Consider the following 17,056-nt stretch of genomic DNA (forward strand, 5'->3'; position numbering starts at 1 on the left):
CTGAGTTTAGGGCTTAGAATCGCGGGTTTCAGATTCCGCTCATCAGGAGAAAGATTCATGGCTAACAGCGCACAAGCTCGCAAGCGTGCACGCACAGCCCTTAAGCAGCGCGCGCACAACGCCAGCCTGCGTACTGCGTTCCGTACCGCAGTTAAGAAAGTGCTCAAGGCAGTTGAAGCCGGCGATAAAGCCGCTGCCAAGGTAGTGTTCCACACTTCCGAAAAAGTGATTGACCGCATTGCTGACAAGGGCGTGTTCCACAAGAACAAGGCCGCTCGTCACAAGAGCCGTCTGTCGGCTCAGATCAAGGCCATGGCCTGATCACAGCCCAGCGCTAAAGAATACGCAAAGGCTCCGCATCGCGGGGCCTTTTGTGTGTCTGGCGCATTGATTTCCCTGGGGGAGGCATGGCTATGTCTGGATGGACGGCTTGTGCGCTGGCTTTGTGCGCGGCGCAGACCCTGGCGGCGGAGCTGCCGCAGCAACTGGCCGAATGCGGCCGGCTGGCGGACGCTAAGCTGCGTTTGGCCTGCTATGACGGTCTGGCCGGCGGCCAGACCCCGGAGGCGGCCGCTTTGCCTCCCCCCGCCGTTCCGTCTCGGGTGCGGCAGGTTTTGGCCGACGGCGCTCCGCCGGACGCGGCGCCGGTTCCAAGCCGGTTGGCCGAGGCATGGGACTTGGACGGCCGCTCCCGCGGCGACACATTCGGTTTCCGTCTGTACCGCCCCAATTACTATCTGCCGGTGTGGCAGATAGCCAAGCCTAACAATGAGCCGCAGTCGCCGACCCGGCCGCCCAGCCAGACCCCGGGCGGCGATCTGGACAAGACCGAGGCCAAATTCCAGTTGTCGTTCAAGACCAAGGTGTGGGAGGACATCTTCGATTCCCCGCTGAACCTGTGGTTCGCCTACACCCAGCAGTCACATTGGCAAATCTACAACCGGGCGCATTCCGCGCCGTTCCGGGAAACCGATTACGAGCCGGAGCTGATCCTGAGCTTCCCGCTACCGTCCGCCTGGGCTTGGGGCGAAACTCGGCTGAGCATGGGTGGCCTGGGTTTGTTGCATCAATCCAACGGCCGAGCCAATCCCTTGTCGCGTAGCTGGAACCGGGTCTACGCGATGGCGGCGCTGGACAACGGTCCGTTTACCTTGCAAGGACGCTGGTGGGCGCGGCTGCCGGAGTCCGGAGACAAGGACGACAACCCGGATATCGTGAAATACATGGGGCACGGCGATCTGCAGGCGATCTACCAATATCGCGGTCAGACTTTCAGCGCCTTGTGGCGACCCAATTTCGACAGCGGCAAGCACGGCCTGCAATTGGACTGGAGCTTCCCGGTGAAGGGCAAGTTGCGGGGTTATGTGCAGGCTTTCGATGGTTACGGCGAAAGCCTGATCGACTACAACGTGCGCACCCGCGCCGTGGGCATTGGCCTGACGATGAGCGATTGGCTGGAGTGAGTCTGGCTAGCTTGTCTGGGATTGGGGTCCGCTGAGCGGCGGCTGGAAAGATTGCGAGCAGGCCCGCCCATGGGCGGGCCCTGCGCTTATTGCAGCAGCGCGGCCGCTTGGCGCGCCATCTCGCCTTCCTCGTCGGTGGGCAAGACATAGGCGGCGCGCGCGCTGGCGACGGTGGTTAGCCGCCGCGCCTGGGCCAGGTTGGCCGCCTGGTCGGCTTCAAAGCCCAGCCAGGCCAGCTGTTGCAGCACGCGGCCGCGCACCTCCGGCGAGTGCTCGCCCACGCCGGCGGTGAACACCAGCGCGTCCAGGCCCTTCATCGCCGCGGCCAGGCTGGCCACCTCGCGGGCCACCCGATAGCAGAACAGCTCGATGGCCTCGCGCGCCGCCGGCAAATCGCTGGCCAGCAGTTCGCGCATATCGGACGACAGGCCGGAGACGCCGAGTAGGCCGGAGTTCTTGTACAGCTCGCGCCGCACATCGGCCACGCTCATGCCGGCCTGTTCCTGCCAGTAGAGGATGACTTCAGGGTCGATGTAGCCGGGGCGGCTGCCCATCATCAGCCCGTCCACCGCGGAGAAGCCCATGCTGGAGGCCATGCTGCGGCCGGCGTCCAGCGCGCAGGCGCTGGCGCCGCTGCCCAGGTGGCAGACCACCACCTTGGCGCGTTCCAGGCCCAGTTCCGGCAGCCGACGCGCGATGGCTGCGTAGGACAGACCGTGGAAGCCGTAGCGGCGAACGCCGTCGTCGTGCCAGTGGCGGGCGATGCCGAAGCGGGTGGCGACTTCCGGCTGCTGAGCGTGGAAGGCGGTGTCGAAGCAGGCGAACTGCGGCAAACGGGCGTCGTATTCCTCGAAGGCGGCGATCACCGACAGGCTGACCGGCTGATGCAGCGGCGCCAGCGCCACATAGTCCTCCAGTTGAGCGCGGATGTCGGCGTCCAGCCGCAGCGCGGCGGTGAAGCGGCCGCCGCCGTGCACCACCCGGTGCACCACGGCCAGCGGCTCCAGTTGCTGATCGGCCAGGCTGTTGATCACCGCGGCGATGGCGCTGCCGCGGCTGCCGTCGTCCAGCGCGTGGCGGCTTAGCGTCTGGCCCTTGCCATCCAGCAATTGCAGTTCCGGCTTGGTCTGGCCAAAGCGGTCCACCATGCCGCGCGCCAGCAATTGGCGCCCATCCGGCGTGAAGGCGCGGAATTTCAGCGTGGAGGAGCCTGCGTTGACGGCGAGCAGTACCCGGCTCATGAGCGTGGCCCGCTTTGCCGACGCTTGTGCGCCAGCACGTTGGCCACCGCGGCGGAGGCTAGGCGGCCGGTGGCGTCGTCGGCGCGGCTGGTCAGCACGATGGGCACGCGCGCGCCCATCACGATGCCGGCAGAGGCCGCGGCGGCGAGATAGGTCAGCTGCTTGCCCAGCATATTGCCGGCCTCCAGGTCCGGCACCAGCAGGATGTCCGGGTCGCCGGCCACCGGCGAGATGATGCCCTTGCTGTCGGCGGCTTCGCGCGAGATGGCGTTGTCGAAGGCCAACGGGCCGTCGAGGATGGCGCCGGTGATCTGGCCGCGATCCGCCATTTTGCACAGCGCAGCGGCGTCCAGCGTGGAGCGCATCGCCGGGTTGATGGTTTCCACCGCGGCCAGGATGGCCACCTTGGGTTGGCGGATGCCCAGCGCCAGGGTCAGATCGATGGCGTTCTGGCAGATGTCGCGCTTGGTCAGCAGGTCCGGTTCGATATTGATCGCGGCGTCGGTGATGAACAGGTAGCGCGGGTAGGACTCCACCTTCATGATCCAGACATGGCTGATGCGGCGGTCGGTGCGGATGCCAGTGCCGCGCGCCAGCGCTTCGGCCATGAATTCGTCAGTGTGCAGGCTGCCCTTCATCAAAATGTCGGCGTAGCCGTCACGCACCAGAGCCACCGCCTGTTCGGCGGCGGCGTGGCTGTGCGGCACGTCGATCAGTTCGAAGGGGCTCAGATCTACTTCCAGCTCGTCGGCCAGCTTGGCCAGCCGGGCGGCGGGCGCCACCAGGATGGGGGTGGCGATGCCGTGGTCGGCGGCTTCCACCGCGCCCAGCAGCGCCTCGCGGCTGCAGGGGTGGGCCACGGCCATCGGCAGTGGGCCCAGGCCGACGGCTTGTTGAAGGATGTCGGAAAAAGCGTGTTCGTCGCGAGTCATGGCGTGTCTCCTCAAGCCTTGATGTGGTGGCCGCCGTCAACATAGATGGTCTGGCCGGTCAGGCCGCGGGCGGCTTCGGAGATCAGGAAGGCGCAGGTGGTGCCCACGTCTTCGATTTCCACCAGGCGGTTTTGCGGCGCTCGCGCGATGGCGTCCTCGATCAATTGGTCGAAGTGGGCGATGCCGGAGGCGGCGCGAGTGCGCAGCGGGCCGGGAGACACCGCGTGTACGCGGATGTTCTTGGGACCTAGTTCACTGGCCAGGTAGCGCGACACGCTTTCCAGCGCCGCCTTGACCGGGCCCATGATGTTGTAGTTCTCCACCACCTTGTCCGCGCCGTAATAGCTCATGGTGATCAGGCTGCCGCCCTGAATCATCAAGGGTTCGGCCTGGCGGGCCATTTCGATGAAGGAGTAGCAGGACACGCGCATCGCCTGCTGGAAACCTTCCAGCGAGCAGTCGGTAACGCGGCCGTGCAGGTCGTCCATTGGGCAGAAGGCGATGGAGTGAATGACGAAATCCAGTTTGCCCCATTGCTGGCGGATAGCCTCGAACACCGCTTCCATCTGCCCCGGCTGCTCCACGTCCAGCGGCAGCACCAGCGGCGAGCCCAGTTGGTCGGCCAGCGGACGCACGTATTTTTCCGCTTTCTGGTTCAGGTAGGTGACGGCGAACTCCGCGCCCAGGTCGCGCAGTACGCTGGCGCAGCCGTAGGCGATGCTGTTCTCATTGGCGATGCCGACGATCAGGCCTTTCTTGCCGGCAAGAATGTTGCGAATGCTTTCCATCTGACCCTCTTGATAAACCATGTGACCTCCGGGATTTGTAGGGTTGCAGGGCAGTATTGCGGGCTAATGAAGCAAAGGGATTTTTGTATTGACGATTCAGTCGGATATAATCGACGATTTGGCGGGAACGAAGGCTTGATGTCCAGGCGCTTCGTCCGCATCTGTCCGACTAGGCATGCCGGGCGTAAGTTCACGCTCGGATAGTGCAGTGCAGCATGAGTTCGGTTTATTATGCCATCATGATTACTGGTGGGGAAGCAAAGCTATGCCAATCTACGAATACCGTTGCGGCGCCTGCGGCGTCGCCAAAGAGCATCTGCAAAAACTCAGCGACGAGCCGATCGCGCAATGCCCTGCCTGTGGCAGCGCCGAGTATCGCAAGCAGTTGTCCGCGGCCGGCTTCCAGCTGAAAGGTTCCGGCTGGTACGCCACGGACTTCAAGGGCGGCGCGTCCGGCGGCTCGCCCTCCGCGTCTTCGGACAGCGCGTCTTCGGACAGCGGCGGCGGGCATAGTTGCGGCACCGGCTGTGGGTGCGCGTAAACCTCGATGACGCCGCAAATCAAAATGACGCTTAAGGGTTATCTGGTCACCGGCTTGCTGGTGTGGCTGCCCTTGGCCGTGACGCTGTGGGTCTTGAACCTGATCGTCACTTCGCTGGACCAGACTCTGAACCTGTTGCCGCAGGAATGGCAGCCGGAGGCCTTGCTCGGCTTCCATCTGCCGGGCCTGGGCGTGGTGCTGTCGGTGCTGATTCTGCTGGGCACCGGCATGCTGGCCGCCAATGTTCTGGGCCAGCGCGTGCTGGACATGTGGGACGCGCTGCTGTCCCGTATCCCGGTGGTGAAAAGCATCTACAACAGCGTCAAGCAAGTCAGCGACACCCTGTTGTCCGATTCCGGTCAGGCCTTTAAAAAGGCGCTGCTGGTGCAGTTCCCTCATTCCGGCATGTGGACGGTGGCGTTTCAAACCGGCCCGCTGCCTGAAGTTGTGTCCGAATCGCTGTCCGACGACGAGTTCATCGGGGTCTATGTGCCCACCATCCCCAACCCAACCTCGGGTTATTTCGTGATGGTGGCCAAGAAGGACACCCGCGCCTTGAACATGAGCGTGGACGAGGCGTTGAAATACGCGATCTCCATGGGCATGGTGGCGCCGAATCCGCCGCCGGCCGCCCAGCGTCCGCGTCTGAACGACGAACATAATCGGCAGGGCTAGACCGACACCCTGTCTAGCCCTTAACGCCTTTCTTTCCCCCGGGCGGGGAAGCCTCACCGAATTTGAATAAAAGGGTTTACCCAAATGCGTACCGACTATTGCGGACTTATTGACAAGAAATACCTCGGCCAGACCGTTACCGTGAAGGGCTGGGCTCACCGCCGCCGCGACCATGGCGGCGTGATCTTCATCGACCTGCGCGACCGCGAAGGCCTGGTGCAGGTGGTGATCGATCCGGACACTCCGGAAGCGTTCCAGTTGGCCGACAGCAGCCGCGGCGAATACGTGTTGTCCATCACCGGCATCGTTCGCGAGCGTCCGGCCGGCACCGCCAACAGCAAGATGATTTCCGGCGAGATCGAAATCCTGGCCAAGGAAATCGAAATCCTCAACGCCGCCGCCACGCCGCCGTTCCAGATCGACGACGAGAACCTGTCCGAGAACGTGCGTCTGACCAACCGCGTGATCGATCTGCGTCGCCCGGCGATGCAGAAAAACTTGCGCTTGCGCTACAAGGTGGCGATGGGCGTGCGCAACCATCTGGACAAGCAGGGCTTCATCGACATCGAAACCCCGATGCTGACCCGCTCCACGCCGGAAGGCGCGCGCGATTACCTGGTGCCTTCCCGCGTGCACCCGGGCGAATTCTTCGCGCTGCCGCAATCGCCGCAGCTGTTCAAGCAATTGCTGATGGTGGCCGGCTTCGACCGCTACTACCAGATCACCAAGTGCTTCCGCGACGAAGACCTGCGCGCCGACCGTCAGCCTGAATTCACCCAGATCGATATCGAGACCTCGTTCCTGAACGAGGACCAGATCATGGACATCACCGAGGGCATGACCAAGGAGATCTTCCGCGACGTGCTGGGCGTGGAGCTGCCGCCGTTCCCGCGCATGACTTACGCCGACGCGATGTTCTACTACGGCTCCGACAAGCCGGACATGCGCGTGGACCTGAAATTCACCGAACTGACCGACGTGATGAAGTCGGAAGAGTTCAAGGTGTTCCGCGGCGCCGCCGACATGGCGAACGGCCGCGTGGTGGCTCTGCGCGTGCCGGGCGGTTCCAGTCTCAGCCGCAAGGAAATCGACGACTACACCCAGTTCGTCGGCATCTACGGCGCCAAGGGTCTGGCCTACATCAAGGTCAACGACGCCAGCAAGCCCACCGAAGAAGGACTGCAGTCGCCCATCGTCAAGTTCCTGTCCGCTGACGGCCTGAAAGCCATCATCGAGCGCACCGGTGCGCAAAACGGCGACATCATCTTCTTCGGCGCGGACAAAGCCAAGGTGGTGAACGAGGCCATCGGCGCGCTGCGCATCAAGATCGGTCACGAACACGGCCTGGCCAACGGTTACTTCGTCAAGGAGTGGCGTCCGCTGTGGGTGGTGGACTTCCCGATGTTCGAGCACGATGAGGACGACGATCGCTGGACCGCCTGCCACCATCCGTTCACCAGCCCGAAACAGGGCCACGAGGACCTGATGGCCACCGATCCGGGCGCCTGCCTGGCGCGCGCCTACGATATGGTGCTGAACGGCTGGGAAATCGGTGGCGGCTCCATCCGTATCCACCGCGCCGACATCCAGGAGAAAGTGTTCGGCGCGTTGAAGATCAGCCCGGAAGAGCAGCAGAACAAGTTCGGCTTCCTGCTGGACAACCTGAAGTTCGGCGCGCCGCCGCACGGTGGCCTGGCTTTCGGTCTGGACCGCCTGGTGACGCTGATGTGCGGCGCGGAGTCCATCCGCGACGTGATCGCCTTCCCGAAAACCCAGCGCGCCCAGTGCCTGCTGACCAACGCGCCCAACGCGGTGGACGACAAGCAGCTGCGCGAACTGAACCTGCGTCTGCGCCAGAAGGCCGAGCCTTCCGCTTGATGCCGGTTTGATCCGACGCCGACGGCCGTTGCGCAAGCAGCGGCCGTTTTTCATTCGGCTACTCTCGGCGGTCTTGGCTTGAACCTTGCGCTTTTGGCCCAATCTAACAGCAGCCTCATACTTGTAAGCGAGCGCCCGCCGGGCCGACATTGCAAAACTTTATCGCAACGATATGGATTTACAATTTGCCGATGCCGGCGGCCCTGATTTATAAAGCCTCGCATTCCGCCGCGTTTCCCGACGCCCGATCAGGGAAGCGCAGTCACACCAAGACCTTTAAGGAGATCCGCAATGGCCGTACTCGTTGGCAAACAAGCCCCCTTCTTCGATGGCGCGAAAACCTTCTCCGCCGTGCTGGGCGATGGTCAGATCGTTGACAACTACTCCTTCAAGCAAGCTACCGCCGGCAAGTACGCGGTAGTGTTCTTCTACCCGCTGGACTTCACCTTCGTGTGCCCGTCCGAACTGATCGCTTTCGACCACCGTCTGGCCGACTTCAAGGCCATGAACGTGGAAGTGATCGGCGTGTCCATCGACAGCCAGTTCACCCACGCCGCATGGCGCAACACCCCGGTGGAAAAAGGCGGCATCGGCCAGGTTGGCTACACCCTGGTGGCCGATATCCAGCACGAACTGTGCAAGTCCTTCGACGTTGAAGCCGATGGCGGCGTCGCTTTCCGCGGCTCCTTCCTGATCGACCGCTCCGGCGTGGTGCAGCACCAAGTGGTGAACAACCTGCCGCTGGGCCGCAACGTCGACGAAATGCTGCGCATGGTTAACGCGCTGCAATTCACCGAAGAGCACGGCGAAGTGTGCCCGGCGGGCTGGAACAAGGGTAAGAAAGGCATGAAGCCGAGCGCCGAAGGCGTGGCTTCCTACCTGGCTGAAAACGCCAAGGACCTGTAATTCGTCGTAAACGGATTGCGTCCGACCCTGCCCCGCGCGCCTTGGCCCGCGGGGCTTTTTCTTGCGCGCCCTTGGCCGACTTGGCGCATTGCTCGCTATAACTAACAATAAGTTACCAAGATAACGACAGGCCCGAGCCATGTCTTTGCCGATCAGCCAGCTGGACAGCTATACCATGCTGCATGTGATGCGCTCCACTCACCTGTCCGTGCCGCACGCCTTGTTGGGCGCGGCCTTGCTGACCGGTCTGGAATGGGGGAAGGCGCCGCTTGTGGCCGCCTTGCTGTGGCTGCTGCTTTTCAGTCTGTTGCTGTTGAGCCTGTGGGGGACCACTTGGCGCGCCGGCCGTTGTCCCGAACACGACGATTGGCAGATCGCCGCCTTGTACCGGCGTTTTGCAGCGCAGATCGTCGCCGCGGGCTCGGGTTGGGGCGTCGCGGCCTGGATTCTGATGCCCGGCGACGATCTGACATACAGCCTGATCGTGGTGCTGTGGGGCATTGCGGTCAGCGCGGTGCAAGGCGCGATGCTGTCGGCGCGCCGCGAGTTGTTTTACGGTTTCGTCGGTCCACTCTGGGGTTTGCTGCTGCTGCGTTTGTTTCTCTCTCCGGAACCGGTGCTGCGTTGGGTGGGCGCTTCCGGCGTCATCTATTGCCTGTCGCTGACGCTGTTCACCGCCTTGTTGCATCGCTTCGCGCTGGAGTCCATGGGACAGCGCGCCGAAAACGCCAGCCTGATGCGCGAATTGACGCTGGAGCAGGCACAGTTGGACAGCTACAACGCGATGCTGGAGCAGAAAAACATAGAACTGGACGGCGCGGTGGAGCGCATCAGCGAGCTGGCCTCGCGCGATCCCTTGACCGGTGTGTTGAATATGCGCTCCTTGATGCGGGAAATGGAGCGCCTGCTGGAACATTCGGAAACCCAGGGCGCGCCTTTCGCCATCGCCATCATCGATCTGGACCATTTCAAGCGTATCAACGACAGCTGCGGCCATGCGCGCGGCGACGAGGTGCTGCAACAGCTGTGCGTGCTGGCGCAGCAGGCGCTGGCGGACGGGGAACTGTTCGGTCGTTACGGCGGGGAGGAGTTTCTGTTGTTGGCGCCGGCTTGCAGCGGTTCCGAGCTGAATCGGCGCATGGAAGTGCTGCGCGACAAGGTGGGCGGCTGGGACTGGCGGCGTCTGACCGGAGACTTGCCGGTGACCTTGTCCTGCGGCGTGGCCGCCTGGCGGCGGGGCGTGGACCCGCTGAGTCTGTTGCAACAGGCGGACAAGGCGCTGTATCAAGCCAAGGCATTGGGGCGCGACCGCGTCTGCCTGGCGAGAGAGGCCGGGGCGTGAGGCGGAGGCTGGGCATTCTGATGCCATTTCCCTGGCAAGCGGCGCACCCGCAGCTGGAGGCGGAACTGGTGCGTCAGTTCGTCTCCATGCTCCAGCTCTCGATTCTGCAGTCCTTCATCGCCATCCCGCTGTTTGGCTTGCTGATGTTCGGGCACGCGCCCGGCTGGCGCATCTTGAGCTGGGTGGGCATGTTTCTGCTGATGCAGTTGCTGTTCGCGCGCCTGGTCTACCGTTTTCGCCGTTACGCGCATAGCCAGGACCAGGTGTTCCGGCATTATCAGGCGCTGCGGCAGTTGATGCTGTTCAGCGCGCTGGTGTGGAGCATGATGATGTGGTTCATGTTTCCGCAGGCGGAAGGGCCCTACCGCATCGTGGTGGTGCTGTGGCTAGCCGGCGGCTTCGCCGCGGTCTGCCTGCTGCTGGCCCCGTGCCGCGATCTGCACCTGACGTTTTTCGTCGGCTACTGGGTATACCCGCTGTACCGTTTCCACTGCGAGGGCACTTTGCTGTACAGCGCCTTGCTGGTGGGCGCGGTGATCTTCATCCTGGTGCAGTGGGAGTTCCTGTCCAGCTTCAATCCGCTGCTGCGCGACACCGTGAGGCTGCGCGAGCGCAATGCGGTGGTGCTGCGCCGGCTGCAGGATCTGTACGCGGAAAGCGCGGCCAAGAGGGAACTGCTGGAGCAGCGCAGGCAGATGTTGCAGCAAGCGGCGGAGCAGATGAATCTGCTGGCGGACTCCGACGTGTTGACCGGCTGCTTGAACCAGCGGGCCTTGCGTTGCCGGATGGCGGAACTGGACCAGTCCGACGAGGCGGTCTGGAGCCTGGCGATGTTGGATCTGGACGAGTTCAAGCAGGTGAACGACCGCTTTGGCCATTTGGTGGGCGACCAGGTGCTGCAGCAGGCAGCGCAGCATATCGCCTCCTGTTTGGAGGGCGGGATGACGCTGGCGCGCTATGGCGGGGAGGAGTTCGTGGTGCTGGCCCCGAGCCTGGCTCCGGAGAGGCTGGCCGAGAAGATGGAGGCGGTCAGGCTGCGCCTGCAAGGGGCCCAGCTGGACGGCTTGCCGGACGGCTACGCGCAGACGGTGTCCATCGGCGTGGCGGGCCAACCGCCGCTGAATGGCAGCCAACAGGCTTTGCTTCAGGCGGACGCCGCCTTGTACCGCGCCAAAGCGTCCGGCCGCAACAGGGTGTGCGTGTGGGACGCTAAGCCGGAACGGGATTAGGCAGGCCGCGAGTTTGTTCAAAATCTGCTGTGCATGGTGTAACGCGGTACGGCGAGTAGGTCTTCAGAATGCGTATGGACCACCTGCACATTCCGCTCCCGTCAGTCGTTTTCGCCTCTTGCCCGAGAGACTTTGAACAGGTTTTGAGATAGCGGTTCGGGATCGCGGCCGAGCATGGCGCGCAGCGCCGCTTGCTGGATCAACGCCGACAGGCAGACGGCGGCGGCGCACAGCCACCATAGCGCGACGCCGCCCACGGCGCCGTACAGCCAGGTGCCCAGCGCCGGAGCGAACAGGGTGCGGCCCTGCCACACCGCGTTGTACAGCCCCAGATAGCGGCCGCGCAGCCGGCCTTCCGAGCGGTGCATCACCAGCATGGTGTAGCAGGGAGAAATCAGCAGCTCGCCCAGCGTCAGCGTCGTCATCATCAGCACGGCCCACAGCGCGCCTTGGCCCACGGTTAGCCACAGGAAGGCGAAACCGGTCAGCAGCACGCCGGCTTGAGTGCTGGCCAGCAGGCCCCAGTCCAGAATGCGCCGGCTGATCGGAATCTGCAACGCCACTACCATCAGCCCGTTCAGAGTGAACAGATAGCCCATCCATTGCGGGCCCAGTTGATAATGCTCGCGCAGGAACAGACCCAGCGTCACATAGATCTGGTCGAATACCGCAGTCATTAGCATCAGGGCCAGCAGCATGCGTAGAAAGGGAAGATCGCGCCAGGGGCCGACCAGCGCCTCGGCGGTCGCTTCGGCGGTTTCGAGCGCCGCCTGAGGGATGGAGGCCGAACCGGCACGGCGATAAGCCCAGGCCAGCCATAGCGCCGCGCTCAAGGTGGCGGCGGCGTTGGCGGCGTAGACCCAGCCGTAGCCGATGGCGGCAAGCGAACCGCTGAGCAAGCCGGCGCCGGCGACGCCCAGGTTGAAAGCCACCCGCAGCATGCCCTGCGCCACCGCGCGCTGCCGCGGCAGGCAGGGTTCCAGCGCCAGCCGCAGATTGACCGGGCGAAAAGCGCCGTCGGCGAAGCCGGAGACCAGCAAGACCGGCACGAACAGCCAGAGCGGGATCGCCAGCGCCAGCAACAGCAGGCACAGGCCGGAAACGGACAGGAACAGCGTGGCCAGCTTGCGGCCGTCGAAGCGGTCGGACAGCGCGCCGCCGTTGAGGGAGCCTAGCAGCGCGCCGGCGCCGTAGGCCGCCATCATCAGGCCGATTTGCGTATAGCCCAGCTGGTAGCTTTCGCGCAGATAAAGCGGCAGGAATAGTTTGGAAATGCCGCCGATATTGTTGATGAGGCTGCACAGCACTTGGATGTAGACCGTGGCGGGCAGGCCGCGATAGGGGGACAGCAGGCGTTTCAGCCAGGGGGCGGGCTGCGGGCGGCTCATAAGAATCCAGGATATGATTATGCTTTTGGATTATCTTGCTGCGTTGCAACTAAGAAAGTCAACACCGCAAATATCCGGCCGGCCCGGAAAAACGCCGCGGGGAGGTTTTTCAGCGCAGCGGCAGCTTGGCTTTGACCGTGCGCATCATCGCGGGCTGGGCGGCGGCGACCGGGTGCAGCCCGTCCGGCTGGAACTGGGACAAATCGGCCTCGAAGCCGGCCACCAGCAAGGGTACGAAGGAGAGGCGCTCGCGTTTGGCCAAGTCGGCGTAGGCTTTGCGGAACTCGGCGCCGTATTGCGGGCCATAGTTCGGGGGCAGGGCCATGCCCACCAGCACTACCTTGGCCTTGCTTTGTTTGGCCAAGGCGATCATCTTGGACAGGTTGCCGCGCATCTGCTCCAGAGGCAGGCCGCGCAGTCCGTCGTTGGCGCCCAGCTCCAGCACCACGATGTCCGGGCGATGACGCGCCAGCGCGTCCGGCAACCTGGCCAGGCCGCCGGCGGTGGTTTCGCCGGAGACGCTGGCATTGACGATGCGGTGCTTCGCCCCCATCTCCTTGGCGAGCAGGCTGACCCAGCCCTGGCCGGGGGACAGGCCGTAACCGGCGGACAGGCTGTCCCCGAAGACCAATATCGTTGCGGCGGACGCCGGCAACATCAGCAGGCACAGGCCGGCGGAAAGTAGAACTTTGCTTAGTATCGAGCGCATAAATGAATCCAATTGAAACTCAGGCGGTGTTGGCGGCCAGCGAACTGGCCAAGCAGGTGCATTTCCACGGCGAGCCGCTGAACATCCTGCGCAGCGCCACGCTGACCCTGTATCCGGGCGAGAGCGTGGCCATCGTCGGCGCTTCCGGCTCCGGCAAGTCTACCCTGTTGTCCCTGTTGGCGGGTCTGGATCACCCGTCCGGCGGCGAGGTGTCCTTGTTCGGCCAAGCCTTGTCCGGCTTGAGCGAAGACGCGCGCGCGCTGCTGCGCAGAGACAAGGTGGGGTTCGTGTTCCAGAATTTCCAGCTGATGCCGCAACTGACCGCGCAGGAAAACGTGATGCTGCCGCTGGAGCTGGCCGGCCGCGCCGACGCGCGCGAAGCGGCGCGCCAGATGCTGGACCGCGTCGGCCTCAGCCATAGGCTGGGCCATTATCCGCGCCACCTGTCCGGCGGCGAGCAGCAACGGGTCGCCTTGGCCCGTGCCTTCGTCATTCACCCCGGGCTATTGTTCGCCGACGAACCCACCGGCAATCTGGACCCGCACAGTGGCCGCCAGATCATCGATCTGCTATTCCAGCTCAACGCCGAGCAGGGAACCGCTCTGGTGCTGGTCACCCACGATACCGAGCTGGCCAGCCGCTGCGACGCCATCTACCGGCTGGTGGAAGGCAAGCTCAACGGGGCGCGCTCATGACTCTGGCCGGCCGCTTGACCTTGGTGTTGCGCTTCATCCGCCGCGAACTGGTGTCCGGCGAGCTTACCATCCTGGCCCTGGCTCTGGTGGTGGCGGTGATGGCGATGAGCAGCGTGGCTTTTTTCTCCGACCGCGTAGAGCGCGCGCTGACCACCCAGGCCACGCAGCTGCTGGCCGCGGACTTGGTGCTCAACGGCAATCAGCCGGCGCCGGAGCCTATCCGCCGCGAGGCGGAGAAGCGGGGCCTGCGGCTGGCCGACAACATCAGCTTTCCTTCCATGGTGTTTTCCGGTGGCCAGGCGGCTTTGGCCACGTATAAATCGGTTAGCGACAACTATCCCCTGCGAGGCGAAGTCAGCGTAAAGCTGGCCGATGGCCGCGTAGCCAGTGGCAGCTTGCGGCCGGCCGCGGGCACCGCCTGGGCCGATGCCAGGCTGATGCGGCGCTTGAAGCTGAAGCTGGGCGACACCCTGGGCGTGGGAGGCGTGCAATTGCGGCTGGCCGGCGAAATCATCCGCGAGCCGGACGGCGCGATGGATTTGTACAACTTCGTGCCGCGGCTGATGTTCAACCGCGCCGACCTGGCCGCCACCGGCCTGATCCAGGAAGGCAGCCGCGCGCGCTGGCGGTTGATGTTCGCCGGCGACGATCGCGGCATCGCCGATTTCCGCCAGTGGCTGGACAAGGCCAAGCCCAAAGACGCGCGGCTGGAAAACGTCGAGGAGGCGAGGCCGGAGGTACGCACAGCGCTGGAGCGCGCGCGGCGCTTTCTCGGCTTGACCGCGATGCTGACCGTGGCGCTGGCCGCGTCAGCGGTGGCGCTGGTGGTTCGCCGTTACCTGGCGCGCCATTGGCAGCAGGTGGCGGTGTTGCGCTGCCTGGGTCTGACGGCGGGCGAGGTGTGGGGCTTGTTCGTCAGCCTGTTTCTATTGTTGGGTCTGCTGGCCGGCGCTTTGGGCACCGCCGGCGGCTTCGGCGTGCAATTGGCGCTGATGCAGCTGGCCAGCGGCTATGTCGGCGAGATATTGCCGGACCCGGGTTGGCTGACCTGGCTGGTGGGGCCCTTGGCCTCGTTGGTGTTGCTGGCCGGCCTGGCTCTGCCGCCCTTGATGGGCATACGCGACGTGCCGCCGGCCGCGGTGCTGCGCGATGAGTTGACGCCGACGCGTCAGGGCGTGCTGGCACCCTTGCTGGCCCTGGTGGCGCTGCTGGGCCTGGCCGCGTGGCAAGTTGGCGACCTGGCTGTGGCCGGCTGGCTGCTGGCCGGCATGCTGGGCTTCTTCGCCGCCGTGGGCGCGCTGGTGCTGGGCGTGGTCTATCTGATGCGGAGGCTGCCGCGCGGACGCCGCGTGGGCTGGCGCTTCGGCATCGCCAATATCGCCCGCCGCCACTGGCTGGCGGTGATCCAGATCGTGTCCTTGTCGGTGGGCCTGATGGCCTTGCTGACGCTGACCATTGTGCGCGACGACCTGATCGGCGCCTGGCAGCGCAGCGTGCCGGCGGACGCGCCGAATAAATTCGTCATCAATATCCAGCGCCACCAGCTCGACGGCGTGCGCAACGCCTTCGCCTCGGAGGGACGCGCGGCGCCGGAGCTGGCGCCCATGGTGCGGGCGCGGCTGATAGCGATCAACGAGCATCCGGTGCGGCCGTCGGCTTACGAGGACGAACGCGCGCGTCGGCTGGCCGAGCGGGAGTTCAACCTGTCCTGGCGCGACGAGTTGCCGCCGGGCAACAAGCTGACGGCGGGCCAGTGGTGGCAGCCTCAGAAACGGATTCCGCCGCAGTTCTCGGTGGAACGGGAACTGGCCGGCACTTTGGGCATCAAGCTGGGGGACACATTGGTCTTCGATCTGGCCGGCACCCCTTACCGCGCCAAGGTCACCAGTTTGCGCGAAGTGCCGTGGGACAGTTTCCGCGTCAATTTCTTCGTGATCGGCACGCCCGGTCAGTTCAGCCAGCAGCCGGCCAGCTGGATTACCAGCTTCCGGCTGGAAGCGGCGGACGAGGATTTCGTCAATCGTCTGGTGGGCGAGTTTCCCAATCTGACCGTGATCGACGTCGGGGCGATCCTGACCGAGGTGAGGGCGATGATGGACAAGCTGTCGCGCGGGATCGAGGCCATGTTCGGCCTGGCCTTGGCCGCCGGCGTACTGGTGTTGTGGGCGTCGCTGGCGGCCACTCGCGACGAGAGGCTGTTCGATGTCGGTCTGATGCGAGCGCTGGGCGCGTCGCGGCGGCAGGTGCGCAGCGTGGTGCTGGCGGAGCTGGCCTGGTTGGGCGCGTTTTCCGGTTTATTGGCGGCATTGGGCGCGATGGGCATCGGCGCTTTGGCTTCGGTCAAATTGTTCAACCTGCCCTTGGTGTTCAATCCGTGGCTGTTGCCCGTGGGCATCGCCTGCGGCGCGCTGGTGGTGGTAGTGGCCGGCTGGCCGCTCGTCGGGCGAGTGACCCGGACTTCGCCGATGGCGGTGTTGAGAGCGATTTGAGTTTGGTGGTCAAAGCTGAGAGTCAAGCGGGGCGAAACCCGCAAGGAGACGCATGATGGATGCGATAGTACAGGCGGCAATGGCCAAGTGGCCGAACGTGCCCGCCGTGTTTGGCTGGCTGCGGCTGGACGCGCGCGGCCAGTGGTGGATCAAGGACGAGCGCTTGCAGCATGAGGCGATGACCGAGTTTTTTGGCCGCAACTACAGCCGCGACGGACTGGGACGTTGTTATGTGCAGAACGGGCCGCAGAAAGTCTATGTGACGCTGGACGCCGCGCCGCTGGTGGCACGGCGCACGCCGTCGGGTTGGAGCACGTTGCCGTACGACGATGACGTGCCTGCGCGCTCCGCCTGGCTGACGCCGGAAGGCATGTTGTTGATCGAGATCGGTGGAGAGTTGGCGGCGGTGGACGACCGCGACCTGGCCGCGGTGCTGGACGAGGGGGCGCCTGGCTGGGACGGCGACATGGCCTCGTTGCCGGACAGGCTGGCGCTGGGCAAGGCGGCGATTCCGCTGGGGAAGGAGAGCCTGCCGGATTTGTGGCTGCGTTACGGCATTGTCGGGCGGCCCAAAGGCTGAGCCGTTTTACCGTCAAACAAAACCCCGGGCAAGCCCGGGGTTTTGTTTGGTCCGCGCATGGCTTGGCTTAGAACCTGTTCACGATCTTTTCGTCCTGAGATAATTGCCGAATGCGAAGAAGCCATTATCCAAGCGACGTAAGTCGTGAACAGTTCGAACAGATCAGACCGCTATTGGAAAGCCTGCGCAAGAAAACCAAG

Annotated in this window: 16 protein-coding genes and 1 pseudogene; 12 read left to right on the forward strand and 5 right to left on the reverse strand. The window is 64.3% G+C overall.

Annotated elements, in window-relative coordinates:
* Positions 1-57 precede the first annotated feature (57 nt).
* Together rpsT and B0T39_RS22395 are read left to right on the forward strand one after the other, a co-directional pair.
* Complete coding sequence (gene rpsT, locus B0T39_RS22390; RefSeq protein ID WP_039756090.1) at positions 58-321, forward strand: 30S ribosomal protein S20; 264 nt, start codon at positions 58-60, stop codon at positions 319-321.
* Positions 322-413: 92 nt separating this feature from the next.
* The gene (locus B0T39_RS22395) at positions 414-1,463 is read left to right on the forward strand and encodes a phospholipase A (RefSeq protein WP_176219634.1); all 1,050 of its coding nucleotides are present in this window, start codon (positions 414-416) and stop codon (positions 1,461-1,463) included.
* Positions 1,464-1,549: 86 nt separating this feature from the next.
* Here B0T39_RS22395 and B0T39_RS22400 read toward each other — a convergent pair whose 3' ends face one another.
* From B0T39_RS22400 to fabI, 3 genes are read right to left on the reverse strand one after another with little or no spacing between them, the layout of a single operon-like run.
* Positions 1,550-2,704, reverse strand: a complete 1,155-nt coding sequence (locus tag B0T39_RS22400; protein WP_081550652.1) for an acetate/propionate family kinase — start codon at positions 2,702-2,704, stop codon at positions 1,550-1,552.
* Positions 2,701-3,636, reverse strand: coding sequence for a phosphate acetyltransferase (locus B0T39_RS22405; RefSeq protein WP_081550654.1), 936 nt, complete (start codon positions 3,634-3,636; stop codon positions 2,701-2,703). The genes B0T39_RS22400 and B0T39_RS22405 overlap by 4 nt, the downstream gene beginning before the upstream one ends.
* Positions 3,637-3,647: 11 nt before the next feature.
* Positions 3,648-4,445 (reverse strand): enoyl-ACP reductase FabI, encoded by a 798-nt coding sequence (gene fabI / locus B0T39_RS22410; RefSeq protein ID WP_240937246.1) that lies wholly within the window; start codon positions 4,443-4,445, stop codon positions 3,648-3,650.
* A gap of 244 nt (positions 4,446-4,689) precedes the next feature.
* Here fabI and B0T39_RS22415 point away from each other — a divergent pair, with 244 nt between their 5' ends.
* The 6 genes from B0T39_RS22415 (at position 4,690) to B0T39_RS22440 (ending at position 10,995) form a co-directional block, all read left to right on the forward strand.
* On the forward strand, positions 4,690-4,965 hold the full coding sequence (locus tag B0T39_RS22415; RefSeq protein ID WP_081550656.1) for an FmdB family zinc ribbon protein: 276 nt from the start codon (positions 4,690-4,692) through the stop codon (positions 4,963-4,965).
* A 24-nt stretch (positions 4,966-4,989) separates the two neighbouring features.
* The gene (locus B0T39_RS22420) at positions 4,990-5,640 is read left to right on the forward strand and encodes a DUF502 domain-containing protein (RefSeq protein ID WP_254894626.1); all 651 of its coding nucleotides are present in this window, start codon (positions 4,990-4,992) and stop codon (positions 5,638-5,640) included.
* Positions 5,641-5,724: 84 nt separating this feature from the next.
* The gene (gene aspS / locus B0T39_RS22425; RefSeq protein WP_081550660.1) at positions 5,725-7,518 is read left to right on the forward strand and encodes an aspartate--tRNA ligase; all 1,794 of its coding nucleotides are present in this window, start codon (positions 5,725-5,727) and stop codon (positions 7,516-7,518) included.
* 291 nt (positions 7,519-7,809) lie between these two features.
* Positions 7,810-8,424 (forward strand): peroxiredoxin, encoded by a 615-nt coding sequence (locus B0T39_RS22430; RefSeq protein WP_081550662.1) that lies wholly within the window; start codon positions 7,810-7,812, stop codon positions 8,422-8,424.
* 139 nt (positions 8,425-8,563) lie between these two features.
* Positions 8,564-9,766 (forward strand): GGDEF domain-containing protein, encoded by a 1,203-nt coding sequence (locus tag B0T39_RS22435; RefSeq protein WP_081550664.1) that lies wholly within the window; start codon positions 8,564-8,566, stop codon positions 9,764-9,766.
* 20 nt (positions 9,767-9,786) lie between these two features.
* Positions 9,787-10,995, forward strand: a complete 1,209-nt coding sequence (locus tag B0T39_RS22440; RefSeq protein WP_081550666.1) for a GGDEF domain-containing protein — start codon at positions 9,787-9,789, stop codon at positions 10,993-10,995.
* Between the two features lie 101 nt (positions 10,996-11,096).
* On the opposite strand, the gene B0T39_RS22445 is transcribed toward B0T39_RS22440, so the two are convergent.
* Positions 11,097-12,383: an MFS transporter gene (locus B0T39_RS22445; protein ID WP_081550668.1), complete on the reverse strand. Its 1,287-nt coding sequence runs from the start codon at positions 12,381-12,383 to the stop codon at positions 11,097-11,099.
* A 109-nt stretch (positions 12,384-12,492) separates the two neighbouring features.
* A complete protein-coding gene (locus tag B0T39_RS22450) occupies positions 12,493-13,092 on the reverse strand; it encodes an arylesterase (RefSeq protein ID WP_081550670.1) in 600 nt (199 codons plus the stop codon).
* A 2-nt stretch (positions 13,093-13,094) separates the two neighbouring features.
* Here B0T39_RS22450 and B0T39_RS22455 point away from each other — a divergent pair, with 2 nt between their 5' ends.
* The 4 genes and pseudogenes from B0T39_RS22455 to B0T39_RS25340 all read left to right on the forward strand — a co-directional run.
* Positions 13,095-13,787, forward strand: coding sequence for an ABC transporter ATP-binding protein (locus tag B0T39_RS22455; protein WP_019101893.1), 693 nt, complete (start codon positions 13,095-13,097; stop codon positions 13,785-13,787).
* Positions 13,784-16,276 carry an ABC transporter permease gene (locus B0T39_RS22460; RefSeq protein ID WP_081550672.1) on the forward strand — a complete coding sequence of 831 codons (2,493 nt, stop codon included), beginning with the start codon at positions 13,784-13,786 and terminating at the stop codon, positions 16,274-16,276. The genes B0T39_RS22455 and B0T39_RS22460 overlap by 4 nt, the downstream gene beginning before the upstream one ends.
* 55 nt (positions 16,277-16,331) lie before the next feature.
* Complete coding sequence (locus B0T39_RS22465) at positions 16,332-16,856, forward strand: DUF2946 family protein (protein ID WP_081550676.1); 525 nt, start codon at positions 16,332-16,334, stop codon at positions 16,854-16,856.
* A gap of 110 nt (positions 16,857-16,966) precedes the next feature.
* Positions 16,967-17,056: pseudogene (locus B0T39_RS25340) on the forward strand (IS5/IS1182 family transposase); the annotation flags it as partial.

This window comes from Chromobacterium haemolyticum, assembly GCF_002081825.1.
Taxonomy (GTDB): Bacteria; Pseudomonadota; Gammaproteobacteria; order Burkholderiales; family Chromobacteriaceae; genus Chromobacterium; species Chromobacterium fluminis.